Source organism: Nocardia asteroides, from assembly GCF_021183625.1.
Lineage (GTDB): Bacteria > Actinomycetota > Actinomycetes > Mycobacteriales > Mycobacteriaceae > Nocardia > Nocardia asteroides_A.
Genome location: NZ_CP089214.1, coordinates 402,307 through 425,220 on the forward strand (window position 1 = coordinate 402,307; position 22,914 = coordinate 425,220).

The window sequence follows — 22,914 nt, forward strand, 5'->3', positions numbered from 1 at the left end:
GACGAAGAACAGTAGCGCCCAGGCCAGCCCGACGGGGTGCGGAGCGCGGAGGAAACCGCGCGGGGGCGGCTCGGGCTCGGGGTCGGGCTCGGGCTCGGGGTCGGGCTCGGGCTCGGGCTCAGGCTCGGGGTCGGGCTCAGGGTCGGGGTCGGGCTCGGGCTCAGGGTCGGGGTCGGGTGAATCGAGCACGGCCATGCTCCTCTCCGGGCGCGACCGGCGGGGTCCTGGCACGATCGCGTGTGAGCAGGGTACACAGCGGACACCGCTCGCTGTCGGCAATACCGTCCGCTGGCATGGGGGTGCGAAGCTGCGCTGGATTCAGTAGTAGACCGGGCCGGGAACCCCGCCGCCCGCGGCGATGGCGTCGCCGGTGAGGGCGATGCTGCGCGGCGAGGCCAGGAAGGTGACGTCGTCGGCGACCTCGCTCGCGTCGACGATCCGGCGGATCGAGTTCCGCGCCGGCCCGGCTTCGAGTTCGGACCCGGCGCCCGCTCGCCGCCGCCGGCGTGCGCGCGGGTCCGCCGTCCCGCTCGAGCGGATCCGAATCAGCGGGCCGCCGGTCCCGGGTGGGCGCGGAAGAAGTCCCAGATCAGCACGGTGGCGTCGATCGAGGTGGTGTTCGCGCCGACGATGAACGCCGGGTACAGCGGGGAGCGGCTACCCGGCCAGATGTGGCCGCCGCCGAGGATCGAGTACAGCTGCACGTCGGCTCCGGGGGGACACGCGTACCGGTCGAGCACGACGTCGGTGGCGATCGTCGTCCGCTGCGCCCCGCCGGTGCAGCCGTTGCGGTTCGCCCAGCTCTGCGCAGCGGCGGTGACCGCTCCGGGGCTCGCCCCGGAGTTCTCGTCACCGGCCGCCGATCCGGTGCCCGCCGTGCCCGTGTACGGGACGATGGGGTCGTCGGTGCCGTGGAACGCGATCACCGGAACCGGCCGCGCCGGGCGGCACCAGCTGAAGTCCCGCAGCCCCGCGACCGGTGCGATGGCGGCGATCCGGTCGGCGAACCGGCAGCCGGCCGAGCTGGTGGCGAAGCCGCCCATGGAGAGGCCGGTGACGTAGATCCGGCCGAGGTCGGCGCAGACCGTGGACTCGACGTGCGTCAGCACCTCGCCCAGCCAGGTGATGTCGGCCGAGCCGGGGCCGAACTCCCACTGGGAGGGCGCCAACCGGTCGAGTTGCGGGGTGACGGTGACGAAGCCCTGCCGCAGCCCGTACTCGCCCATCCCGCTGCCCAGTTCGGCGATGTCGATGTTCTCCAGCAGGCCGTGCAGGGCGAGGACGACCGGAAGCGGCCGGTCGGCGGCGGCCGGGACCATCCGGCGGTACTGCCCCGATTTCTCGCTGCCCTGGAACTTCACGGTGGCTCGCTGCTCGAGCGGAGTATCGCTCGCGCAGCCGGCGGACGGGATCGGCGCCGGTCCCGGCTCGTCGGCGTGCGCCGTGGCGGGTGTCGCCAGCAGGCAGGTCGCCACCGCGGCGAGCATGACCAGGAATGATCTGAGAGGTTGATTCTCCTTCATGCGAAGGAGAATCTCAGGCGGACTCGCGCGTTCGGCTCCACATCCGCCGGTGTTGGAGGTATTCACCCCCGCCTCGGGCCGGGATGCACATACTTCCCGGCAGCTTCACCGCCTGCGCTGCTCGGCGTGCCGCAGTGCGGTGCGGATGGAGTCGTCGGAGAAGCCGATGGCCTCGATCGGCTTGCGGATCAGCCCCGCCATCCGGGCCGCGAGCGTGAGCGTGCGCGGCACGGTCGTCAGCTCGGCGCGGCGCTCGATGGCGTCGGCGGTCGCGGTGACCACCGTGGCGCGGGGCACGAACTTCCACGGCGCCCTCCGGTGCTCGCCCCACAGCGCGCGCCCGGCCGGGTCGTCCAGGACGCCATCCATCATGGGGGTGTCGAAGAACGTGGGGTGCACCGAGCCGACGGTGACGCCGGTGTGCCGCAGCTCCAGGCGGATCGAGTCGCACAGCGCCCAGACCCCGGCCTTGCTCGCGGTGTAGGCGCCGTTGAGCGGTGAGTGGACGAACGCCGCCATGGACGAGATCGCCAGCAGATGCCCGCGCTGCTCCGACACATGGGGCAGCGCGGCGCGGAACGTGCGCCAGACCCCGGTGAGGTTGATGTCGACGGTTCGTTCGAAGGCGGCGGGGTCGCCGGTGGCGAGCGACTCGATGGCGCCGACACCCGCGTTGGCGACGGCCACGTCGAGCCGGCCGAAGTGCGCGGCCGCCGCGGTCATGGCGGCCTCGAGCGAGGCCAGATCGCGCACATCGGCCCGCCAGCCGCGGGCGACGGTGCTGCCGCCGAGGGCCACCGCCTGTTCGTCGACGGCGTCCTGGTCGAGATCGAGTAGCGCCAGGTCGGCGCCCCTGGCGCGGAGTTCGGTGGCGAGGTCGCGGCCGAGGCCGCCGGTGGAACCGGTGATCGCGACGGTGCGGCCGGCGAGTTCGATGCGGGACATTCTCATCCTCCTCGAAGGGTCGGTATAGGGACATGGACGTCGGACCGGCTCGAGCCGGCCCGGATCGCCGCGAGCGCGGTGTCCACCACCGCCTCTCGGCCGAGCACCGACCCCTGCGCCCTGGCTCGCGCGAAAGCGACCTCGCCGAGCGCCGCCCGCAAGGCCGCCGCGACCGGAGCCACCGCCTCGGCGTCCGCGCCGAATCCGGGATCGCCGCTCTCCAGCGCGCCGAGCAGCACGGCGGTCTCGGTCTCGGCGACCCCGGCCAGCAGCGGGAGCAGGGCGCGCAGCGTGGTGCGCTGGTGATGCCAGACCTGCATCGCCCGCCAGCCACGCACCGCCGCCCCGAACGCGTCGAGCGCCTCCGGGATCCGCTCCGCACGCAGGTGCAGCGCGGCCAGCCCGACGTGCGCGACATTGGCCGCGAACACGCTGTACACGGTCGCCGCCAACGCCACCACCTCGCTGTACCCGAGCAGCGCCGCCGGCGGATCGAGCACGGCCAGCGCCTCGGCCCGGTTGTAGAGCGCCCAGGCGCGCAGGCTCGGATTGCCCGCGTCGGCGGCGGCGCGCAGGTTGCGCTCGGCCAGCGCGAGCCCGTCGGCCGGGTGGCCGGCGTAGCTGCGGGCGAGCCCGGCGAAGAGCAGCGCCTCGGCCCGGTACCAGGGAGTGCCGGAACGTTCGGCCAGGGCGAGCAGTTCGGCGGTGGCGGCGCCGCACTCGTCCAGCCTGCCCCGGTAGAGCGCGACCGCCGCGCGAATCTTGAGCAGCGGCATCCGCTCCGCTGCCTCCGGCGGCAGCGGGGCGAGCGCGGCCTCGGCGACGGCGAGCGCGCGATCGTGCTCCCCGCCGAAGGTCAGCGCCTCGCCGACGGCGGCGCAGACCGCCGGGTAGCGCGGGTGGGCGTCCGCGCCGGGCAGGGTGAGCGCGGTCTCGCCCCAGGCGACCACCTCGTCGGGGAAGCGGTAGAGCATCGCGAGCGCGAGCCCGGCGCTGAGCCGCAGCGCGCGATCGGTGTCGCCCACCGCCACGGTGTGCCGGTGCGCGGCCCGCAGATTGTCCAGGTCGGCGGTGACGACGGCGTACCAGTGCGCCTCGTCGGGGCCGCGCAGTCCGGCGTCGGCGCGCTCGGCCAGTTCGGTGAACCACGCGGCGTGCAGGTCGAGCACGGCGTCCGCCTCGCCGCGCTGGCCTAGCAGGTCGGCGCCGTACTCGCGGACCGTCTCCAGCATCGTGAACCGGGTCGTTCCCGCGGATTCCGCGACGGCGACCAGCGAGTTGTCGACCAGGGCGGTGAGCAGGTCGAGCGCGGGAGCGCCGTTCACGGTCTCGGCCGCGTCGGCGCCGAATTCGCCGTGGAAGACCGAGAGCCGGGCGAAGAGCCGCTGTTCGGCCGGGCCGAGCAGTGCGTGCGACCAGTCGAGCACGGCCCGCAGGCTGCGGGCTCCGGCGGCGCCGAGCGGGTCGGCGCGGGCGGCGAGCCGGGCCGCCAGGTCGGCGGGGTTCAGCACCCGCACCCGGGCCGCCGCCAGCTCGAGGGCCAGTGGGAGCCCGTCCAGCCTGCGGCACACCTCGGCGATGTGCCGCAGGTTCGCCCGGTCCAGTTCCAGCCCGGGCCGGACCGCGCGGGCGCGTTCGGCGAAGAGCCGGACCGCGGGGGCGGTGTCGTCATCCGGCGAAGCGGGCAGGCCGAGCGGCGGAATCGGGTGCAGCCGCTCCCCCGGGACGCCGAGCGCGGCCCTGCTCGTGGCCAGTACGGTCACCCGGGGGCAGGTGCGCACGATCTCGGTGACCAGCCGCGCGGCGTCGTCGAGGACGTGCTCGCAGTTGTCGAGCACCAGCAGCAGTTCGCGCTCGGCCAGGAGCGCGAGCAGCGAGTCCAGCAGACCGGTGCCCGGCTGCCGCCGAGCGCCGACCGCGGTGGCCACCGCCTGGACTACGGCATCGCCGGTGAGCGGGGCGAACTCGCACCAGACCGCCGACATCCCCGACCCGTGCGCGGCGTGCAGCGCGAGCGTGGTCTTGCCGACCCCGCCCGGCCCGGTCAGCGTGCGCACGCGATGCTCCCGCAACCCGGCCACGACCCCGGCCAGCTCGGCCTCCCTGCCGATCAGCCCGGTTTCGGGCAGCGGCAGCCCGCGCACCCGGACCACCGCTGCCAAGGCCGGATCCTGCCGTAGCACAGCGACTTCCAGCGCGCGCAGCGGCGCCGACGGCTCGACCCCGAGCTCGGCATCGAGCCGCTCCCGCAACGCCCGCAGCACCGCGAGCGCCTCAGCCTGGCGCCCGTCCCGGTACAGCGCCCGCGCCAGCTGCCCCACCGGACGTTCCCGCACCGGGAACTCGGCCACGTGCGCCTGCAACGCCGCCACCAGCCCGTCCCTACGGTCGGCGGCCAGCGCCGCCTCGAACCGCTCCTCCACCGCCGCCACCCGCAGCGCGCCGAGCCGGTCGGCCTCGGGGCGCACGGCGTCCAGCTCGGCGAACTCCGCGTAGGCGGGGCCGCGCCAGAGCGCGAGCGCGGCGTCGAGCAGGTGCCGGGCGCGTTCCGGGTCGGCGTCGCGGGCAGCGCCGAGCAGCCGCGCGAACTCGGCCGCGTCCAGCGCGTCGGCGTCGAGCAGGTAGCCGGGCGGGCGGGTGTGCAGCCGCTCGACCCCGTCGGCGCGCAGCGCGCCGCGCAGCCGGGCGATGTGGCTGTGCAGGGTGCGCAGCGCGGTGGGCGGCGGCTCCTCGCCCCACAGCGCCTGGATCAGCCGATCGGTCGAGACCACCGTGCCCGCGTGCACCAGCAGCACGGTGAGCAGCACCCGCTGCGCGCGGCTGCCGAGTGCGACGGCGACGCCCGCCTGCCGCACCCGCAGCGCGCCGAGTACCTCGAACTCCATCCGGCCCCGATTCCGTGCCCGCAACCGTGCCACAACCGCGCGGCAACAGGGTCGCCCCATCCTCGCATCGACGACACCACAACAGGAGGTTGGAGACGATGGGTACCACGGAGCAGCTCGAGCTCGACCCGGCCGAGGTGCAGGCCTTCGCCGGCCGGGCGGTCGCGGACGCGGCCACCTGGATGGCCAGCACCATGACCATGTTCGGCGACCGGCTCGGGCTCTGGCGCGCGCTGGCCGATTCCCGCCCGGTGACCAGCCCCGAACTCGCCGCCCGCACCGGCACCGACGAGCGCTACCTGCGCGAATGGCTCGCCGCCATGACCGCGCACGGCTACCTCACCCACGACCCCGGCGCGGGCACCTACCTGCTCCCGCCCGCCCACGTGCCGGTCCTCGCCACCGAGAGCCCGGCCTACATCGGCGGGCTGCACCAGGCGCTCTACGGCCTCACCGGCATGCTCGACCGGGTGCTCGCGGTCTTCCGCACCGGCGGCGGCGTGCCCATCGGCGCCTACCCGCGGGACTGGTTCCAGGGGCTGGAGCGGTTCAGCGCGGGCTGGTTCGACCACCTGCTGCCGCAGGTCTGGCTGCCCGCGCTGCCGGAGCTGGAGGCGGCGCTGCGCCGCGGCGCCGACGTCGCCGACATCGGCTGCGGCCACGGCCGGGCGCTGATCCGGCTGGCCGAGCGCTACCCCGCAGGCCGCTACACCGGCTTCGACGTGCACCCGGAGTCCATCGCGGCGGCCGCGGCCGCGGCGCGGGCGGCGGGCGTGGCCGACCGGGTGCGCTTCGAGTGCCTCGACGTCTCCGGCGGGCTGCCCGGCGACTACGACGTGATCACCACCTTCGACGTCGTGCACGACGCCGCCGACCCGCGCGGCATCCTGGCTGCCGTCCACGCCGCGCTCCGCCCGGACGGCCGCTACCTGTGCCTCGACATCAACTCCAGCCACCGCCTCGAGGACAACCGGGGCCCGATCGCCGCCTACTTCTACGGTGTGAGCGTGCTCTACTGCATGACCACCTCGCTCGCGCACGGCGGCGCCGGGCTGGGGACCTGCGGGTTCCCCGAGCACACGGCGCGCGAGCTGTGCGCGGCGGCGGGTTTCGGCACGGTCCGGCGGGTCGAGATGGAGAACCCGTTCAACATCCTCTACGAGATCACCCACTAGAAAGACGGCACCGCCATGACCAACCCGCTGCCCATGACGAACGCGCTGCCCGGAACCGGTCCCGTGCTGGGAATCTGGGCCCATCCCGACGACGAGGTCTACCTCTCCGGTGGGCTGATGGCGGCCGCGCGGGCCGCGGGCAGGCGGGTCGTCTGCGTCACCGCCACCCGCGGCGAGCACGGCACCGACGACCCGGGGCACTGGCCGCCGGAGCGGCTCGCCGCGGTCAGGGAGGTCGAGCTCACCGCGAGCCTCGCGGCGCTCGGCGTCACCGAGCACCACCAGCTCGGCCTCCCCGACGGCGGTTGCGCCCGGCAGCCGTTCGAGGCGGTGGTCACCCGGCTCGCCGCCATCGTTTCCGAGGTGCGCCCCGAGGTCGTGCTCACCTTCGGCCCGGACGGCTTCACCGGCCACCCGGACCACCGCATGGTCTCGGCATGGGCCGAGGCCGCCAGGAACCGCGCGGCACCGACGGCCCGGCTGCTGCACCCGCGGCTCACCGCGGCCTTCGCCGACACCTGGCAGCACGTCTACGACCGGCTCCAGCTGTTCGACTCCGCCGACCTGCCGTGGCGCGCCGCCCCCGACCGGGTGGCGGTCGAGCTCCGGCTGGACGACGCGCTGGCCGACCGCAAACTGGTCGCGCTGCGCGCCCAGGCCACCCAGACCGCGGAGCTGCTCACCCTGCTCGGGGCGGAGACCATGCGGGCCTGGGCCTGCTCGGTGGAGTCCTTCGTCGACGCGGCGCCCGCCCCGGCGTGGGATTTCGCGGACGGCTGCTGACCGCCCGGCGCCCTCAGCTCGGCTCGGCCCACATATTGCTCAGCAGCCGGTGGCTGGGGGTGTCGGCCAGCGACTGCGAGGACTCGTAGATGCGGCGGTAGCCGGTCGCGGTGATCCGCCAGGCGCCGTCCGGGTCGCGGCGGTACTCGTCGGCGTAGTAGCCGGAGCCGCGGATCAGCGCACCCCACTCGGTGGCAAGCACGGTGTCCTCGAAGAGCCAGCTGCCGGTGGCGGTGTCGCCGTCGACCCGGATCTCCGGGTGGTTGGCGACGTGCGTGGTGACGATGCCCGGCCCCAGGTTCTCCCGCATGAAGGCGACGATGGCGGCGCGGCCGTCCAGCACCGGCGGCTCGCCGAGGGCGTGCGTGCCGTACCGGCCGCGGCAGTCCTCGGCCAGGGTGTCGGCGAACTCGTCCCACAGCTTGAGGTCGAGCGTGCGGAAGTAGCGGTACTTGAGCCCGCGGATCGCCTCGAGTGCAACCAGGTCCATCGCGACAGAATAACGTGTTCTAGTTTTCCGGGGCGGAATCCGGCGTGAAGGCGGCCTCCAATCCGTCGAACCACGCCGCCTCCTCGATCAGCCTGCGGCTGCGCCACCCCTCCCCGGTCCGCACCAGCTCGTGGTTGTACCAGCCGCCGCAGAAGAACTGCTTACCCGGCGTCACCACCATGGGGTTGAAGAACATGGCGCGAACCCGCGCGCTGTCACCGTCCAGTTCGACGCCGATGTTCGAGATGAAATGCTGTGTGCGGCTGAATAATCCGAGTCCGGTGACGAGTCCTTCGATCACCTTCTCCAGGTTGCCCACCGGGCCGCCCGCGGTGCCGTAGTCGATGTGCGCGTCGGCGGTGAAGACGGTCCGGTAGAGCTCCCAGTCCTTGCTGTCCACCGCGTGCGCGTAGCGGGTGAGCAGGTCGGTGATCTCGATCCGGTCGGCGATGGTCTGCAGATCCATGCCGTCCATCCAAGCGCACCCGGCCCGCGAAAGGAGGCAGAACGCGTTATCGTCTACCGGCGAGCGTCGGCGTGGTGCCGACCTGTCAGCTCGGGCGGCCGAACCAGCGGGCCAGCGCCTGATCCAGTTCCCGCTGTTCGGAACCGGCCCAGGCCACATGGCCATCCGGGCGCAGCAGTACCGCGGGCGTATCCAGCTCCGCGCTGTCGGCGGCGAGGTGGTCGACCCGATCCGCCCTGCCGGTCACCGACAGTTCCCCGGTGTGGTCGAGCAGCAGCCCGCGCCCGGCGTGCAGGTGTTCGTACAGCCGCCCGTCGCCGAGCGGGATATCGCGCAGCCTGCGCCCGACCAGCTCGGGGCCGGGGCCGAAGTCGTAGCGCACACCGATCGCGTGGATCGACTCCACCAGATACCGGTTCACCTCCTCGAACTCCATCAGCCGGGTGACCAGCCGCCGCACCGCCTGCGCGCCCGGATCCAGCGCCATGAGCTGCATCTGCGCCCGCGTGTTGTCGAGCACCTCGGCGGCGACCGGGTGCCGCTCGGCCTGGTAGGTGTCGAGCAGATCGTCCGGCGCCCACCCGTGCACCGCGGCGGCGAGCTTCCAGCCCAGGTTGAAAGCATCCTGGAGGCCGAGATTGAGCCCCTGCCCGCCGGTCGGCGGATGCACGTGCGCAGCGTCGCCCGCTAGAAAGGCGCGGCCGCTGCGGTACCGCTCGGCGAGCCTGGTGCCGTCGCCGAAGCGGGAGAGCCAGCGCGGGGAGTGCACCCCGAAATCCGTGCCCGCCACGGCATGCAACCGAGACCGGAATTCGTCCAGCGTCGGCGGGATGCCGCGCTCCTCGCTCAGCCCCGCCGCGGGCACCACCACCCGATACCGGCCGTTGCCGACCGGCCCGATCCCGAAGCGCAGCTGGGTCTTGCGGATCTCGGCGGTGACCGCGGCCATCACCTCGGGTGCCGCGGTCGCCGCCATCTCGCCGAGCAGCGTCTCGACCCGGCTCGGCTCGCCGGGAAACTCGATCCCGAGCAGGTTCCGCACGGTGCTCCGGCCGCCGTCGCAGCCGATGAGGTAGCGCGCGGTCTCCGTCGACCCGTCGGCGAGTTCGACGGTGACCCCGTTCTCGTCCTGGCGCAGCCCGGTCACCGCGGTCCCGCGCCTGAGTTCGGCACCGAGCTCGGTGGCCCGCTCGGCGAGCAGCCGCTCGGTGATCGGCTGCGGCAGCCCCAGCGTGAAGGGGTGCGCGGTGTCCAGCTCCGCGGGCGGCGGCTTGGGAATCCCGGCGAAGAACCCACCCGCCGGGTGCTTCGTGCCCAGCTCCACGAATCGCTCCAGGATTCCGCGCTGGTCCAGGATCTCGATACTGCGCGCGTGCATGCCGAGCGAGCGCACCACCTCGGTTGGCTCCGGCTCCTGCTCCAGCACGAGCACCCCGACCCCGTGCAGCCGCAGCTCGCACGCCGTCATCAGCCCGGTCGGGCCGCCGCCCGCAATGATCACGTCGATCATGAAACTCCCGATTTCCGCAGGTAGTGGCCAACGGAGAGAGATTCTGCGGCACGCCCCGGGTCTTGCCGCAAGCCCCGGGGTGCGCTATACGTTGAAGAGGGAAGCGAACTCGCCCGCCGGTTCGATGGGCTGGATCACATCCACCAGCACCCCGCCCGGGTCGGCGACGATGAAGTGCCGCTGCCCGAAATCCTCGCTCCTGATCGCCAGCTCCGGGTGCAGCCCGCCCGCGGTCACCATGCGCTCCCACTCCGCGTCGACATCGTCGACCTCGACATTGAGCACGATGCCGCGTGCCGGGGTGCGGTAACCGTCCGGGATCGTCGGGTGCGCGGGATCGAGCAGCGCCAGCTCGCACGGCACCGGGCCCGGCCTGCGCAGGCTCACGTACCACTCCGCCTCGAAGGTCACCTCGAAGCCCAGCCAGTGGCGGTAGAAGTCGCGGCTCGCCGCGATCGCCTCGGTGCCGAGCACCGGATAGAAGCTCTGCAGTCGCATGTCACACCTTTCGCATACCAGCGGTATGTGAGCTACGGTAGGTCGCATACCGCCGGTATGTCAACGAGGAGGGGCCGATGCCACCCAGCCGACGCGCCGCGCAGCGCGAGCAGACCCGCGCGCTGCTGGTCCGGCGCGGTCGCGAACTCTTCGCCGCCGAGGGGTACGCGGTGGTCGGGTTGGCCCGCATCGTCGCCGCCGCCGGCGTCACCAAAGGCGCGCTCTACCACAACTTCTCCAGCAAGGAGGAGCTGTTCCGCGCGGTCCTCACCGAGGTGCAGCAGGAGGTCGGCGCCCGGGTCGCGGCCGCCGCCGAGGCCGTGGACGACCCGTGGCAGCAGCTGCGCGCCGGCTGCGACGCCTTCCTGGTGGCCGCCACCGACCCGGCCATCCAGCGCATCCTGCTCGTCGACGGCCCCGCCGTCCTCGGCTGGCACGAATGGCGCGCGCTGGACGAGGCGAACTCCGCGAGCCACCTGCGCGACGCGCTCGCCCCGCTCGTCGCCGACGGCACCCTGCCCGCCCAGCCGCTCGAGCCACTGGTCCACCTGCTCTCCGGCGCCATGAACGAGGCGGCGCTGTGGCTGGCGACCGAGCCGGAGGCGCTGGCCGACACCAGCGCCGCGCTGGGGCGGCTGTTGGAGGCGCTGCGCGAGCCCTAGGATCACACGGGGACACGGGTCTATCGAAGGAGTCGGCGATGACGGCACACCGGTTCGGCACCGCGGCAACCGCTCTCGGGCTGGCCGCGACTGTCGCGCTCGGCGTCTCGGGCTGCGGCAAGTCCGAGCGCTGGTGCGAGCGCGACCAGGGCGACGTCCTCGTCGCGAACTCCTACTGCGAGGCGAACACGCCCGGCTACGAGTGGGAGCCCGACCACGACAAGCCCAAGAAAAAGAAGAAGCCGATCAAGAAGAAGCACTAGGTCGTGGCGACCAGGATCTGCTCGGACTCCGCCGGCCGCAACCCGTCCGCGCGGCCGGTGAAGTAGCGCGCGGTGAGCTCCGCCGCCGAGACGTGCCCGGCCTCGGCGAACCCGGCCTTTCGCGCGAGTTCGACCAGCTCGTCGGGGCGGAAGAAGCTGCGGAACGGGGTGCCGGAGCGGCGGGCGCCGTCCTCGGCGAACCGGCGCAGCCGCTGCTCGTCGGCGTCGACGAGATGCAGCGGCAGCAGGAAGGTGGCGACGAAGGCGGAGCCGGGCGCGAGCCGCGAGAGCTGCTCCCACGTCGCGATATTCGCCTCCCCGCTGAGGTACATCGTGACGCCGGCGGAGGCGACGAACGCGGGCCGGTCCGGCTCGAAACCGGCGGAGCGCAACCGCTCCCACCAGGAGTCGGTCTCGAAGTCGACCGGCACCAGGCGCAACCGCTCCGGCACGCCGTAGCCGAGTTCGCCGAGGCGCCGCCGCTTCCACTCCTGCGGGCCGGGCCGATCCACCTCGTAGATCGTGAGGTCCCGCTCGGGCCACGGGTTCCGCTGCGCCAGGGTGTCGAGCCCGGCGCCGAGCACCACGTACTGGTCCACCGCCCGCTCGGCGAGCAGCTCCTCCACGAAGCGGGCCCTGGCCACGATGCCCGCACGCATCGGCGCGGTGGTCACCGGATCCATGTCGGGCCGCCGCTGCCAGTCGTCGTCGGGCGCGGCCAGCCGCAGCCCGATCGGATCCTCGAACACGTGCGGGGCCGGGTCGTGTGCGAGGTGCAGCGCCCGCCACAGCGCGGTCCGGACGGCGGTGTGGTCCGGGGCGGCGGTCACCGAGGCGCCTGCAGGTTCCAGATCCGGCCGTCCGGATCGCGAACCGTCATCTCGGTGGTGCCGTAGTGAGTCTCCTCGAACTCGCTGAGCACCTCGACGCCATCCCCCGGCCCCTCGGTGCCGGTTGCCTTCAGCACCAGCCGGACCCCGGTCGGGCTGCTCTCCGGCACCTCGGCGACGAACACGTAGGGCCCGTCACCGCTGCGGAACTGCCCCGAGTTGTGGTCGGTCTCGAACTCCACTGCGAACCCGACATCCTGCAGAAACTTCGCCATCCGCCCCCAGTTGTGCGTCTCCAGGAACACGGCCTCGATACCGTCGCTCGTCATCGCTCTTCCTCTCCTTCATCCGCGAGATAGTCGCGCAGCGCCGCGGCGACCAGCGCCGACAGCGACATCTCCGACTCGATCGCGCGGAACTTGACCTGCTTGATCAGCTCGACCGGCAGATAGACGTTGAACTGCTTCACTCCCTCATCGCCCACGAGACGAGGCTAGCATGCTAGTAATCTAGTCCTCTGACGTGGCTCGGGGTTCCCAGAGTCGAGCGCACGGAATCGTGGGTAGTCCGTCGGTCACGTGATCGTCGACGGTGATCTCGGCGTCCGGCGCCCATGCGCGGAGGACGGGCTCGAATTCGCCGGCCGCGGCGTCGCTGATTCGATAGTCGAAGACGGCCCCGCCCGCATATTCGATCCGTATGTGGCGATCCACAGTCACTCCCAGTCGTCACCGGAAGCGGGCTCGCTCAGGAAGGCGAGGGCCGCGATCCCCGGAAGGCAGTTGGGGCCGGGGCAGTGCCGATGGAAGCGCAGGATCAGATCCACAGCCTGTGGTGTCAGGTGATCGGGGTCGAAACCGCAATCGAGCCGACGCTTGTCCACCGCAACCATGCCGCCCCGCCCCCCGCTTCAACCGGCGAGAAACCAACCAGGGCCCAGGGGTGAGCGGCCCGCGAATCATGGAGGCGTGATCCACGAATGGCGCAGAAAAAGAAGGCGCTCGGCACCATCCCCCGCCGTCAACTGGGCCGCTATCTGCGAGATTTGCGAGCGGAGGCGGGATATTCGCTGCGCAACGCGGCCCGCCTGATCGAGCGCGGCGCCAGCACGCTGCAACGCCTGGAGAAGGGGGAGGCGGGGCGGATCCGGACACTGGACATCCAGGCGCTGTGCCAGCTGTACAACACGATGGACAAATTGCCGATGCTCCTGGAACTGGCGCGAGCGGCCGAGGCGAACGAGGGCGAGGGGCACTGGTGGCACGAGCATGCCGACGCCATCCGAGCCGATTTCGAGCTGTATGTCAGCCTGGAGGCCAGCGCCTCCCGGCTCGCCGTCTTCCAACCCGAGACGCTTGTCCGGCTCTTCCAGACAGCCGCCTACGCGGAAGCTTTGGACAGGCTCTTCGATCCCGATGCCACCGGGGAACAGATCGAGCATCGGGCTGGTGTCCGGATCAACCGGCAGCGGATCATCACTCGGCGACGCTCCCCGGTTCAGGTCGATCTGCTGCTCGACGAGGTGGTGACGAAGCGTGTCGTCGGCGGTCCCGGGGTGATGGCCCAGCAGTTGCGCCACCTGGCCGATATGTCCGCGAACGTCAACGTGATGCTCTTTCCGTTCACCTCCGGCTATCCCCTCGGATTCGGCCCCGGCCCCTTCACCATTCTGGAGTTCGACGAGGCGATCGGCGAGGAACCGATGGTCTTCGTCGAGGGCCTTCGTGGGAACATGTACTACAGCAAGGCCGACGCGGTGGAGCAGTACCACGAGACGTTCGCCCGTCTCCGGGCCACTGCGATGACCTCGGCAGACAGCAGGCAAGCGCTGCGGCGCGCAGCGAGGGAGTACGAGTAGTGAGCGTGGAGCTATCGGGCGCCGAGTGGTTCAAATCGAGCTACAGCGGCGGTGACAACAACTGTGTCGAGATCGCACATGTGGAGGGCGGGCTGGTCGGCGTGCGCGACTCCAAGAACGCGGCGGGCCCGGCGCTGCTCTTCGCGTCCGGCGAGTGGACAGCCTTCGCCGAGGCCATCCGAGGTGGCGAGTTCGCCCGTTCTTGATCGGCCCGATCGATCCAGCACGACCTGATCGCGTCCCGACCGCGCCCCGGCTCTCCTCACGAGTCCGGGGCGTTGTTCTGCCCGATTGCGGACGAGACGGCTTGCGCTCGCGCCCCGACCGGTGTGAGGCTGGAAATGTCCGTATTCACTGTGCTGGGAGGGATCGTGGCGCTGACGCCCGGTGCAGTTGTCGCGGAGTACACGATCGTGGAACGGCTCGGCGCGGGTGCGCACGGCACGGTGTACCTGGCGCGCCATCCGTACCAGCGCAGGGACGTGGCGCTCAAGGTGCTGCACGCCGGGGACGCTGAGCTCCGGGCGTCCTTCGAGCGCGGGCCGCGGCTCGAGCACCCCAATATCGCGACCGTGCTCGACCGCAGCCGGGCGGGTGATCCGGAGTGCTGGCTGGCAATGCGGTACGTGCCCGGCGGTGATGTCACCCCGCTGCTGGCGGCCGCGGCGGGCGGGCTGGAGCCGGAGCGGGCGGTCCGGCTGATCACCGATATCGCCCGCGGGCTCGACTACGCGCACCAGTGGGGCACGTACCACGGCGATCTCAAGCTGACCGACGTCCTGATCGAGCCGCACCCGGACGGTGATCGCGCGGTGATCGCCGATATCGGGCTGGCCCGTTCGACCTGCACCCCGGCCTACGCCGCGCCGGAGCGCTGGGCCGGTGCGGATGGCGGTCCCCGCGCGGATCTCTACACCCTCGGCTGCCTCTTCTACCAGCTGCTCTGCGGCCGAACCCCGTTCGGCATCACCGACCCCGAGTCCGGACACCGATCGGAACCTGTTCCACCGCTGCGGATTCCGGGGGTACCCGCCGAGCTGGACGAAGTGCTCGCCACCGCCATGGCCAAGGACCCGGCCGACCGCTACCCCACCGGCACTGCGCTGGCGATCGACGCATTGCGGGCGGTGACGGTGCACAAACCCGCCCCCGAGCCCGCGCTCCCCGCCGACCAGCCGCTGCGCGCGGCCGCCGAGCGCGGCGTGCCGGAGGCCATGGTGGAACTCGCGCACGCGCACCGGGACCGCGGCGAGCTGGACGCGGCCGAGTCCTGGTATCGCCATGCGGTCGAGCGCGGCCACTCGGAGGTCGCCGCCAATATCGGCAATATCCGGTACGCGCGCGGCGACGCGGCCGACGCCATCACCTGGTACCGCTGGGCGATCGACCGCGGCGACACCTCGGCGCTCTACAACCTGGGCAAGTTGCATTACGAGCAGGGATCGCCGGCCGAGGCGGAGAGCTGGCTGCGCCGGGCCGTCGACACCGGGAACCTGCCCGCGCTCAACGCCCTCGGCGTGGTGCTCTTCGAGCTGGGCCGGGCGGACGAGGCGGCGTTCTGGCTGCGGCACGCCGTCGACCGGGGTGACCCGCACGCCGCCCGCAACCTCGCCGTCGTCCTGCGCGGGCACCGCTGACCCGTCAGGGCCGGTCAGGCGTTCGCGGCCTTCAGCTGGGGGTAGAGGGCCTCGATGGGAGCGCTGAGCCCCGCCTTGACCTGAACGGAGCCCTGATCGGCGAGGACTTCGTACTCCCCCGCCTCGACGGCGTCGAAGACGGTGCGCACGAGGTCGCCGGGCTTCGTCTTGGGGTCGGTGGCGTGCGCGGCCATGGGGGTGTCGACGTAGCCGACGTGTACGCCGACGACGTGCACGCCCTCGGGGGCGAGCTCGAGGCGCAGCGAATTCGTCGCCGACCACAGGGCCGCCTTGGTGGCGCTGTAGATGCCCGCGACGGCGTACCAGCTCAGCAGGGAGTGGATGTCGATGATGACCGACTCGTCCCTACCGCTCAGGATGGGTGCGAAAGCGCGCGCGAGGAAGAGGGGGCCGAGGAAGTTGGTCTCGACGTTGGCGCGGATCTCCGCGTCGCTCTGGGTGAGGATGCCGGTGCTGGAGACCGAGGTTCCCGCGTTGTTGATGAGCACGGTCACGTCCGGTGCGGCGGCGACAGCGGCCCGGATGGACTCGGCGTCGGTGACATCGAGGGTGAGGGGGACGATGCGCTCGTCGTTCCAGTCGCGCGGGGTGCGGGCCGTGGCGTAGACCTTCGCGGCGCCCCTGGCGAGCGCCTCGTGGACGAAGTGCGTCCCGATGCCGCCGTTCGCTCCCGTGACGAGGACGACGGCTCCGTTGAGTGTGGGCATGGCGCGCTCTTTCCGTTGAGTGGGACGATCGAGGGAACGCAACCGAACCCATTGATAGTGACTATGCTCAAAACTGAGTGCAGTCAGAAATTATTCCCGGAGGATCCCGATGCGATTCGCTGCCGAGCCGGTCGGCCGGCGCGAGCGGAACAAGCAGCAGAAGCTCGACCGCATCACCGCCGCCGCGGGTGAACTCTTCGCCGAGTACGGCGTCGACGAGGTCACCACCCAGCAGATCGCCGATCGGGCCGACGTCGGCACCGGGACGGTGTTCCTGTACGTCAAGACCAAGGCCGAGCTGCTGCTGCTCGTGCAGAACTCGCACTACACGGCATCCCTCGACCGGGGCCGCCGGGCCGCCGAGCACGTCCCCGACGTGCTCGAGGCGGTGCTGACGATCATCCGTGCGATCGTGGAGTGCAACCGCACCCAGATCGACAACGGCCGCACCTACCTGCGGGAGATGGTCTTCGGCGATCCGGAGGAGCCGCACCACCGTGACGCCCTGGCCATCGTCGCGCAGACCGAAGCGGCGATCGCCGCCGTCCTGCGCCGGGACGAAGGGGTCACAGCGGCCGACGCCGCGACGCTGGCGCACATCGTCTCCGCGGTCATGTTCCTCGCGATGGCTGCCACGATCAACGTCGCCCGCACCGTGGACGAGATCGTAGCGGACATCAGGGGCCAGGTGGCTGTCCTGCTGGCCCGGGCGCGCGGCTAGGCAGTGTTGCGAAGTAGCTGTCATTGGTCGCGCAGCCAGTGGTTGATGGCAGCGATGTGGACGCTGGCGAGGTAGCGGACGGCGAGTTTGTCGTAGCGGGTCGCGACGGCGCGGTGTTGTTTGAGCTGGTTGATGCCGCGTTCGACAGCGTTGCGGTCGCGGTAGGCAACCGGATCGCATGCCGGAGGCCGGCCACCGGCCCTGCCGCGGTTGCGGCGATGACGGAGCTGGTCAGCCGGGCTCGGGATCGTGGCCGCGATGCCGTGGCGACGCAGCCAGGTGCGGTTGGCGCGGGAGGAGTAGGCCTTGTCGGCCAGCACCCGATCCGGCCGCTGCCGTGCCCGCCCCGGTCCTCGGCGTGGCACCGCGATCGCGTCGAGAACCAGCGGCAGGTGCGGGCTGTCGCCGGCTTGGCCGGCGGTGAGCAGGATCGCCAGCGGTTTGAGTCCTTGCTCGCAGGCCAGATGTAGTTTCGTGGTCCACCCGCCCCGTGAGCGGCCCAGCCCGTGATCGCCGGGCTCACCGGCAGGACCCGACCGGGCTCCGGCGGCGTGCTGGTGCGCGCGAACGATCGTGGAGTCCACGCTGAGCTGCCAGCGGATCGAACCGGAGGCGTCGGCATAGACCTGCAGCATCTTCCAGATCAGCACCCACGCTCCGTTGTGCTGCCACCGCCGGAACAGCCCGTAGACCGCTTGCCAGGACCCGTACTGCGGCGGGACGTCGCGCCAGGGTGAGCCTACGCGGGTTCGCCAGCGGATTCCGTCGATGAGCTGGCGTCTGCTCCATTGCGGCGGGCGGCCCGCCTTCTTCGCGCGGGGCAGCAACGGTTCCAATCGAGCCCATTGGGCATCGGAGAGATCCGCTCGCCCCGCGGCCGTTACGCTGGCCACGAGGTCTCCGGTGGGTGATGTTTTGCTTGGTCGCTGAACACCACTACCGGAGACCTCGCCTCGTCACCTCACCGGGACATGCGACGGGTCAACAGATTCCAGGACACCTCACGCGACCTGCGCGCGCTACTTCGCAACACGACCTAGAGCGCGCCGAAGAGGTCGAGCTGTTCGCGCCCGCACGGCGGCAACGGATTTCGCTCCGGCGCGCGCTGCCCGAGCCGGTCGGCCACGGCCTGCGGGGTGAGCCCGGATCGGGCCAGCCGCTGCTCGGCGGTGCTCCGCAGGACGTGATGCCCCAGCTCCACCTCCGCGTCGGCACCGATGCCGCGCAGGATCTCCGCCACCGTGCGGTGCGCGAGCCGCCGGTGCGGGGCGTGTTCGGTGACGAAGACCGCGAGCACCTCCCCCTCGGCGAGCAGGCGACGCTCCTCCAGCCAGGCGGTCAGGGCACCCCTGGTCGCCGCGGCGATCGGCACCGCCCGGTCCGCGCCGAGGGTGATCCGGCCCGGCCACTGCGCCAGGTCGAGCGCGCCGAGGTCGAGCGCGGCCAGCTCCGCTCCCCCGGCGCCGGTGTCCAGCGCGAGCAGCAGCAGTGCGTAGGCGCGGCTGCCGCGGCGGGCGGCCGCGCCGAGTACCGCCCGCTCCTGCTCGGCGGTCAGCGCCCGCTCGTCCGCGGGAATCCGGCGGGCGGCGGGCGCGCCGAGCCCGAGCCAGCGGTAGAAGACCCGCAGCGCGGTCAGATCACCGTCGACGGCCCCGGCCCGCAGGTACCCGCTCACGGCGAGATCGCGGCCGGCGGCACTGTCCAGTGCGTCCTCGTACCCGCGGCGCGCGGCCAGCCAGGTGAGGAACCGGGCGATCGGCACGCGCTGAGCGGGAAAAGCCGCGGCGAACCCGGCGAGCAGCGGCGCCGCGGACACCCCCACCGGAACCCGGATGTCGAAGCCCATCTGGCACCACCTCCACCGTCAGGGTGCCACCGGGCACCGACACCTACGGCCCGGCCACGGTCAGCACCGCCTGTGCCACCCGCTCGTTCCGCTCCAACTCGCGCTCCAGCTCGCGCAGCGTGGCGGCGATCGTGTGCTCGGCCGGGTCACCGACCAGATCCACGCTCCCCACCAGGAAGACCTTGCGCGGCCCGACGTACTCGAGCCGCACGAACCGCACCGAATCCACCTGCGGCAGCGCCTCGATCCGGGCGACGGCGGCGGCGTGGATCGGCGCGCTGGCGGGTTCGCCCGCGAGGAAGCGGCGGTTGCTGTCGATGAGCAGCACCGCGACGCCGCCGAGCAGCAGCCCGACCAGAATGGAGCCGAGCGCGTCCCACAGCGGGTCGCCGGTGAGCTGGTGCAGCCCCATCCCCGCGGCGGCGAGCAGGATGCCGATGAGCGCGGCGCTGTCCTCGGCGAAGACCGCGCGCAGCGTCGGGTCGGAGGTCTCCATGACGTAGTCGAGCAGGTCGCTGTCGCGCTCCCGCGCCTCGCCGCCGAGCTGCCGGACCGCCCGCAGCCAGGAGACGCCCTCCAGCGCGAAGGCGATGGCGAGCACCACGTAGCCGACGAGATAGTTCTCCCCGCCCGGCGTCTCGTGCAGCAGCTCGGAGGCCCCGTGCCACACCGAGACCGCCGCACCGGCCACGAACAGCCCGACCGCGGCGAGCAGCGACCACACGTACGCCTCGCGGCCGTAGCCGAGCGGATGCTCCGCGTCGGCCGGGCGGCGGCCGCGCCGGTCGGCGATCAGCAGGAAGATCTCGTTGCCGGTGTCCGACCAGGAGTGCGCCGCCTCGGCCACCATCGACGCCGAACCGGTGAGCACCGCCGCCACCGATTTCGCCGCCGCGATCGCGAGGTTCGCGGCGAACGCGACGAGCACGGTCCTGGTCGACTCCCCTGTCTCCGTCATTCCACCCAGTCTGCCCCCCGGGTCAGGATGTGGGGCAGGACACGTCCGCCGCGGGGAGCGTGCCGTCGACCAGGTAGGCGGTCGTGACGTCGTTCGCGCACGGATTCTCGCCGAGCAGGTAGGCGCCGTGGCCCGCGGCGTCGACGCTCACCAGCCGGGCCCGGTCGCCGAACTTCGCGCGCAGCAGCTCGGCGCCGCGGTGCGGGGTCGGGACGTCGCGCCGGTTCTGCACCAGCAGGATGTTCGCCGGACCGTCGGCGAGAACGGGGACCGGCGGCTCGGCCGGCTCGTGCGGCCAGTACGCGCACGGGATGATGTTCGCGGCGGCGGCGCCGTAGAGCGGGTACCGCTCCCGGTCCTCGGCCACGGCGTCGCGGTAGGGCTGCACCTCTTCGGGCCAGTCGACGTCGTTGCAGGTCACTGCGAGGAACACGGTCCACGAGTTGTCGAACGAGGCGAGGTCGGGCACCTCGCCGGTGTCGGGCGGCGCGGCGCCGGTGCGCAGCGACTGCCACAGCCCCGCCAGGACCGGATACTGCCGCTCGTCGAACAGGTACGCGAACACGCTGCCCCGGAAGATGGCGCCGGTGAGCCCGTCCACCGGCTCCCGATCCAGCCGGTCCGCCAGCTCCAGGTAGGCGGCGCGGACCTCGTCGGGGGTGCGGCCGAGGCCGTAGGTGTCGTCGCGCGCCGCGGCCCAGGCGGCGAAGTCGGGGAAGGTCTGCTCCATGCCGAGGGCGTAGCGGCGCATGCCGTCGCGGTCCAGGTGGGTGTCGCCGACGATACTGTCCAGCACCACGCGGTCGGCGCGGTCCGGGAACATCGAGGCGTAGGCGGCACCGAGCGCGCTGCCGTAGGAGTAGCCGAGGAAGCTCGCCTTCTCCTCGCCGAGCGCGGCGCGGATGGCATCCAGGTCGCGGGCCATCTCGGCGGTGCTGATGTGGCGCAGCCGGTCGTCGGGGTCGTGGTCCGCGCACTGCTGGGCGACCCCGCGGACGACCTCGGCGCGCGCGGTCACCGCCGCGGCGTCGACCGCGTACGGCGGCAGGTTGCCGACGTAGGGCCCCGCGCCGGTGAAACCGCACTCGACCGGCGCGGAGTGCCCGATCCCCCTGGTGTCGATGCCGATCACGTCGTAGCTGTCGGTGACGCTCGCGGGCATGCCGCGCGCCACCAGGAACGCGGGAAACGCCAGCCCGGACCCGCCCGGCCCGCCCGGATTCGACAGCAGCACGCCCCGGCGCTTCTCCGGGTTCGGGCCTGCCAGTCGCGAGATCATGATCTCGATCTCGCCGCTCGCCGGGTCGGCGTGGTCCAGCGGGACCGGCACGGTGGCGCAGTCCAGCCGGCTCGGCGCGGCCTCGGCCACCACCTCCTCGGGGCAGGCGCCCCACGCGAGCGGCGGCCGCGCGGGCTCGTCGGTGCCGCACGCCACCGCGGATGTCGTGCCGACGACGATCGCCGCCAGGGCGGCGATGGTGCGGGGTAGGCCGTTCATCGAGTTCTCCTCCTCGGTTCCTGGTGCGGAACCGATTCGACACCGTGCCGCCGCGGCACAGTCAAGACCGGTCGGACTGCGGCACTTTCGGCCATCGGTGTGCGATCTCCAAGATCGCTCCGGTACCGCAATGGTGAAAGTCCCAGACATCCCCGCGCGGCGGCCGGGAAGCGCTGCGCGGCAACTACGGTGGCTCCCGCGGGCCGGTTTCAGCGTCGAGCCGCTGCCGCCTTCAGATCCCGGATTGATTGTCCGGGAACATCATTCGCATTCCAAGCGTGAGGTCTATCGATGAACGAACGCTGGCCGCTCCGTGCCGTGCTGGTCATGGCAGCCACCGCAAGTCTGCTCGCGACCGGGCCGCACCCGGCCCGTGCCGAGGAGGATCCCGGCGCGCCCTCCGGGCTCCAGCAGGGCATCGACAGCGTCGTCCCCGCACCGGCGCTCCCGCCAGGCCCTCCGGTCGACGGACTGACCCCGGAGCAGGCCGCGCTCCTGCACGCGGTGCACTCGCCGCCGACCGGCGACCCGTTCTTCGACGCCACCCCGGCCGGGCTCGCGGCACTGAACCCCGGCGACATCCTCGAGCAGCGCGACGTCACCGCCTCGGCCGCCCTCGTGGTCGGGGTGCCGATCGCCCGCGCCACCCTGGTCAAGTACCGCTCCACCTCGGCGACCGGCGCGCCCTCGTTCGGCACCGCCACCCTTGTCGTCCCGCTCACCCCGTGGCCCGCGGGCGACCGGCCGGTGCTGGTCGACAACCAGCCGATCAACTCGCTCGGCTCCGAGTGCACCCCCGGCTACGCCCTGGCGCACGGCCCGGCCTTCAAGAACTTCGCCACCGACTCGATACCGCCGACCGCGGCCTGGGGGCTGAACCAGGGCTTCGCCGTGCTGGTCACCGACCACGAGGGCCCGAACATGGCGTACGCGGAGCCGAATGTCGCCGCGCACGTCGTCCTGGACGGGATCCGCGCGGTCCGCGCCACCCCCGGCTTCGGCGACAGCCGGTTCGCGCTCGGCGGCTACTCCGGCGGCGCGATCGCCTCGCACGGTGCCGCCATGCTGCTCGGCGAGTACGCCCCCGAGCTGGGCGACGCCGTGGTCGGCGCCGCGATGGGCGGGCTGGTCACCGACAACCGGGTGATCGCCGACCGGTTCAACGGCAACTTCGCCTCCGGCGTGCTGCTCGCCGTCGTGCTGGCCTACTCGCGAGAGCACCCGGAGATCCTCGACCGGATGAACCACCTCGGCACCTGGGCGGCCACCTCGCCGCTGAACGCGGTGTGCGGGCAGGCCATCGGCTTCCTCGGGGTGACCGGCATCCCGATCGACGTCGCCGCGAACGTCGCCGACGCACTGGACAGCGCGGTCGCGGACGAGATCTTCGCGCGCACCGACCTCAGCGACCGCACCTCGCGGGTGCCGCTCTACATCTACCACGGTGCGCACGACCTGTGGATTCCGTTCGAGGGTGCGCAGGAGCTCTACCAGCGGCAGTGCGCGCGCGGGGTCCCCGCGGTCTTCCGGAGCGAGCCGGGTGAGCACCTGATCGCGCTCCCCGGCGGCTTCCCCGGCGCCGCCGCGTGGCTCGCCGCCCGGCTGCGCGGCGAGCCGCCGCCGAACGAGTGCTGAATC

26 protein-coding genes and 1 pseudogene are annotated in these 22,914 nt (G+C 72.3%); 10 read left to right on the top strand and 17 right to left on the bottom strand.

All coding sequences use genetic code 11. From position 1 onward, the window contains the following. Positions 1-36: 36 nt before the first annotated feature. Complete coding sequence (locus LTT61_RS02040) at positions 37-180, top strand: hypothetical protein (RefSeq protein WP_233021331.1); 144 nt, start codon at positions 37-39, stop codon at positions 178-180. A 138-nt stretch (positions 181-318) separates the two neighbouring features. Here the strand turns inward: LTT61_RS02040 and LTT61_RS02045 are convergent. The 4 genes and pseudogenes from LTT61_RS02045 to LTT61_RS02060 all read right to left on the bottom strand — a co-directional run. Then, positions 319-480 (bottom strand): annotated as a pseudogene (locus LTT61_RS02045) (short-chain dehydrogenase); the annotation flags it as partial. A 65-nt stretch (positions 481-545) separates the two neighbouring features. Next, positions 546-1,523 (bottom strand): alpha/beta hydrolase family esterase, encoded by a 978-nt coding sequence (locus tag LTT61_RS02050; RefSeq protein WP_233018208.1) that lies wholly within the window; start codon positions 1,521-1,523, stop codon positions 546-548. A gap of 105 nt (positions 1,524-1,628) precedes the next feature. Next, on the bottom strand, positions 1,629-2,468 hold the full coding sequence (locus LTT61_RS02055) for an SDR family NAD(P)-dependent oxidoreductase (protein ID WP_233018209.1): 840 nt from the start codon (positions 2,466-2,468) through the stop codon (positions 1,629-1,631). Between the two features lie 2 nt (positions 2,469-2,470). Then, positions 2,471-5,353, bottom strand: coding sequence for a BTAD domain-containing putative transcriptional regulator (locus LTT61_RS02060; RefSeq protein ID WP_233018210.1), 2,883 nt, complete (start codon positions 5,351-5,353; stop codon positions 2,471-2,473). A 98-nt stretch (positions 5,354-5,451) separates the two neighbouring features. On the opposite strand from LTT61_RS02060, the gene LTT61_RS02065 reads away from it, so the two are divergent. Beyond that, positions 5,452-6,528 carry a class I SAM-dependent methyltransferase gene (locus LTT61_RS02065; protein WP_233018211.1) on the top strand — a complete coding sequence of 359 codons (1,077 nt, stop codon included), beginning with the start codon at positions 5,452-5,454 and terminating at the stop codon, positions 6,526-6,528. A 15-nt stretch (positions 6,529-6,543) separates the two neighbouring features. Further along, positions 6,544-7,311 carry a PIG-L deacetylase family protein gene (locus tag LTT61_RS02070; RefSeq protein ID WP_233018212.1) on the top strand — a complete coding sequence of 256 codons (768 nt, stop codon included), beginning with the start codon at positions 6,544-6,546 and terminating at the stop codon, positions 7,309-7,311. A 13-nt stretch (positions 7,312-7,324) separates the two neighbouring features. On the opposite strand, the gene LTT61_RS02075 is transcribed toward LTT61_RS02070, so the two are convergent. The 4 genes from LTT61_RS02075 to LTT61_RS02090 form a co-directional block, all read right to left on the bottom strand. Then, positions 7,325-7,801: a nuclear transport factor 2 family protein gene (locus tag LTT61_RS02075; RefSeq protein WP_233018213.1), complete on the bottom strand. Its 477-nt coding sequence runs from the start codon at positions 7,799-7,801 to the stop codon at positions 7,325-7,327. Positions 7,802-7,820: 19 nt separating this feature from the next. Beyond that, positions 7,821-8,267 (bottom strand): nuclear transport factor 2 family protein, encoded by a 447-nt coding sequence (locus LTT61_RS02080; protein WP_233021300.1) that lies wholly within the window; start codon positions 8,265-8,267, stop codon positions 7,821-7,823. Positions 8,268-8,352: 85 nt separating this feature from the next. Continuing rightward, positions 8,353-9,777, bottom strand: a complete 1,425-nt coding sequence (gene rox, locus LTT61_RS02085) for a rifampin monooxygenase (RefSeq protein ID WP_233018214.1) — start codon at positions 9,775-9,777, stop codon at positions 8,353-8,355. 84 nt (positions 9,778-9,861) lie between these two features. After that, a complete protein-coding gene (locus LTT61_RS02090) occupies positions 9,862-10,275 on the bottom strand; it encodes a VOC family protein (RefSeq protein WP_233018215.1) in 414 nt (137 codons plus the stop codon). A 77-nt stretch (positions 10,276-10,352) separates the two neighbouring features. Between LTT61_RS02090 and LTT61_RS02095 the strand changes: the two genes are divergently transcribed. Beyond that, positions 10,353-10,937, top strand: coding sequence for a TetR/AcrR family transcriptional regulator (locus LTT61_RS02095; RefSeq protein ID WP_233018216.1), 585 nt, complete (start codon positions 10,353-10,355; stop codon positions 10,935-10,937). Between the two features lie 38 nt (positions 10,938-10,975). Next, complete coding sequence (locus tag LTT61_RS02100) at positions 10,976-11,200, top strand: hypothetical protein (RefSeq protein WP_233018217.1); 225 nt, start codon at positions 10,976-10,978, stop codon at positions 11,198-11,200. On the opposite strand, the gene LTT61_RS02105 is transcribed toward LTT61_RS02100, so the two are convergent. From LTT61_RS02105 to LTT61_RS02120, 4 genes are all read right to left on the bottom strand, one after another. Then, positions 11,197-12,030, bottom strand: coding sequence for a class I SAM-dependent methyltransferase (locus LTT61_RS02105; RefSeq protein WP_233018218.1), 834 nt, complete (start codon positions 12,028-12,030; stop codon positions 11,197-11,199). The two genes, LTT61_RS02100 and LTT61_RS02105, sit on opposite strands and share 4 nt — an antisense overlap. Next, positions 12,027-12,359 (bottom strand): VOC family protein, encoded by a 333-nt coding sequence (locus LTT61_RS02110; RefSeq protein WP_233018219.1) that lies wholly within the window; start codon positions 12,357-12,359, stop codon positions 12,027-12,029. The genes LTT61_RS02105 and LTT61_RS02110 overlap by 4 nt, the downstream gene beginning before the upstream one ends. Further along, the gene (locus tag LTT61_RS02115) at positions 12,356-12,514 is read right to left on the bottom strand and encodes a CopG family transcriptional regulator (RefSeq protein ID WP_233018220.1); all 159 of its coding nucleotides are present in this window, start codon (positions 12,512-12,514) and stop codon (positions 12,356-12,358) included. The genes LTT61_RS02110 and LTT61_RS02115 overlap by 4 nt, the downstream gene beginning before the upstream one ends. 231 nt (positions 12,515-12,745) lie before the next feature. Further along, entirely contained in the window at positions 12,746-12,922 is a 177-nt protein-coding gene (locus LTT61_RS02120) for a hypothetical protein (protein ID WP_233018221.1), read from the bottom strand. Positions 12,923-13,009: 87 nt separating this feature from the next. Between LTT61_RS02120 and LTT61_RS02125 the strand changes: the two genes are divergently transcribed. The 3 genes from LTT61_RS02125 to LTT61_RS02135 all read left to right on the top strand — a co-directional run bounded on the left by LTT61_RS02125 (position 13,010) and on the right by LTT61_RS02135 (position 15,525). Next, positions 13,010-13,888 carry a helix-turn-helix domain-containing protein gene (locus LTT61_RS02125; RefSeq protein WP_233018222.1) on the top strand — a complete coding sequence of 293 codons (879 nt, stop codon included), beginning with the start codon at positions 13,010-13,012 and terminating at the stop codon, positions 13,886-13,888. Continuing rightward, complete coding sequence (locus LTT61_RS02130; protein WP_233018223.1) at positions 13,888-14,094, top strand: DUF397 domain-containing protein; 207 nt, start codon at positions 13,888-13,890, stop codon at positions 14,092-14,094. The genes LTT61_RS02125 and LTT61_RS02130 overlap by 1 nt, the downstream gene beginning before the upstream one ends. A gap of 165 nt (positions 14,095-14,259) precedes the next feature. Then, positions 14,260-15,525 (top strand): serine/threonine-protein kinase, encoded by a 1,266-nt coding sequence (locus tag LTT61_RS02135; protein ID WP_233018224.1) that lies wholly within the window; start codon positions 14,260-14,262, stop codon positions 15,523-15,525. A 14-nt stretch (positions 15,526-15,539) separates the two neighbouring features. Here LTT61_RS02135 and LTT61_RS02140 read toward each other — a convergent pair whose 3' ends face one another. Next, complete coding sequence (locus tag LTT61_RS02140; RefSeq protein WP_233018225.1) at positions 15,540-16,253, bottom strand: SDR family oxidoreductase; 714 nt, start codon at positions 16,251-16,253, stop codon at positions 15,540-15,542. A 109-nt stretch (positions 16,254-16,362) separates the two neighbouring features. Between LTT61_RS02140 and LTT61_RS02145 the strand changes: the two genes are divergently transcribed. Next, a complete protein-coding gene (locus LTT61_RS02145) occupies positions 16,363-16,974 on the top strand; it encodes a TetR/AcrR family transcriptional regulator (RefSeq protein ID WP_233018226.1) in 612 nt (203 codons plus the stop codon). 20 nt (positions 16,975-16,994) lie between these two features. Here LTT61_RS02145 and LTT61_RS02150 read toward each other — a convergent pair whose 3' ends face one another. The 4 genes from LTT61_RS02150 to LTT61_RS02165 all read right to left on the bottom strand — a co-directional run bounded on the left by LTT61_RS02150 (position 16,995) and on the right by LTT61_RS02165 (position 21,276). Further along, the gene (locus tag LTT61_RS02150; protein WP_233018227.1) at positions 16,995-17,867 is read right to left on the bottom strand and encodes an IS5 family transposase; all 873 of its coding nucleotides are present in this window, start codon (positions 17,865-17,867) and stop codon (positions 16,995-16,997) included. Positions 17,868-18,010: 143 nt separating this feature from the next. Further along, positions 18,011-18,820: a site-specific integrase gene (locus LTT61_RS02155; protein WP_233018228.1), complete on the bottom strand. Its 810-nt coding sequence runs from the start codon at positions 18,818-18,820 to the stop codon at positions 18,011-18,013. A gap of 43 nt (positions 18,821-18,863) precedes the next feature. Then, the gene (locus LTT61_RS02160; RefSeq protein ID WP_233018229.1) at positions 18,864-19,778 is read right to left on the bottom strand and encodes a cation diffusion facilitator family transporter; all 915 of its coding nucleotides are present in this window, start codon (positions 19,776-19,778) and stop codon (positions 18,864-18,866) included. A 22-nt stretch (positions 19,779-19,800) separates the two neighbouring features. Next, entirely contained in the window at positions 19,801-21,276 is a 1,476-nt protein-coding gene (locus LTT61_RS02165; protein ID WP_233018230.1) for an alpha/beta hydrolase, read from the bottom strand. A 291-nt stretch (positions 21,277-21,567) separates the two neighbouring features. On the opposite strand from LTT61_RS02165, the gene LTT61_RS02170 reads away from it, so the two are divergent. Further along, a complete protein-coding gene (locus LTT61_RS02170) occupies positions 21,568-22,911 on the top strand; it encodes a lipase family protein (protein WP_233018231.1) in 1,344 nt (447 codons plus the stop codon). Positions 22,912-22,914 lie beyond the last annotated feature (3 nt).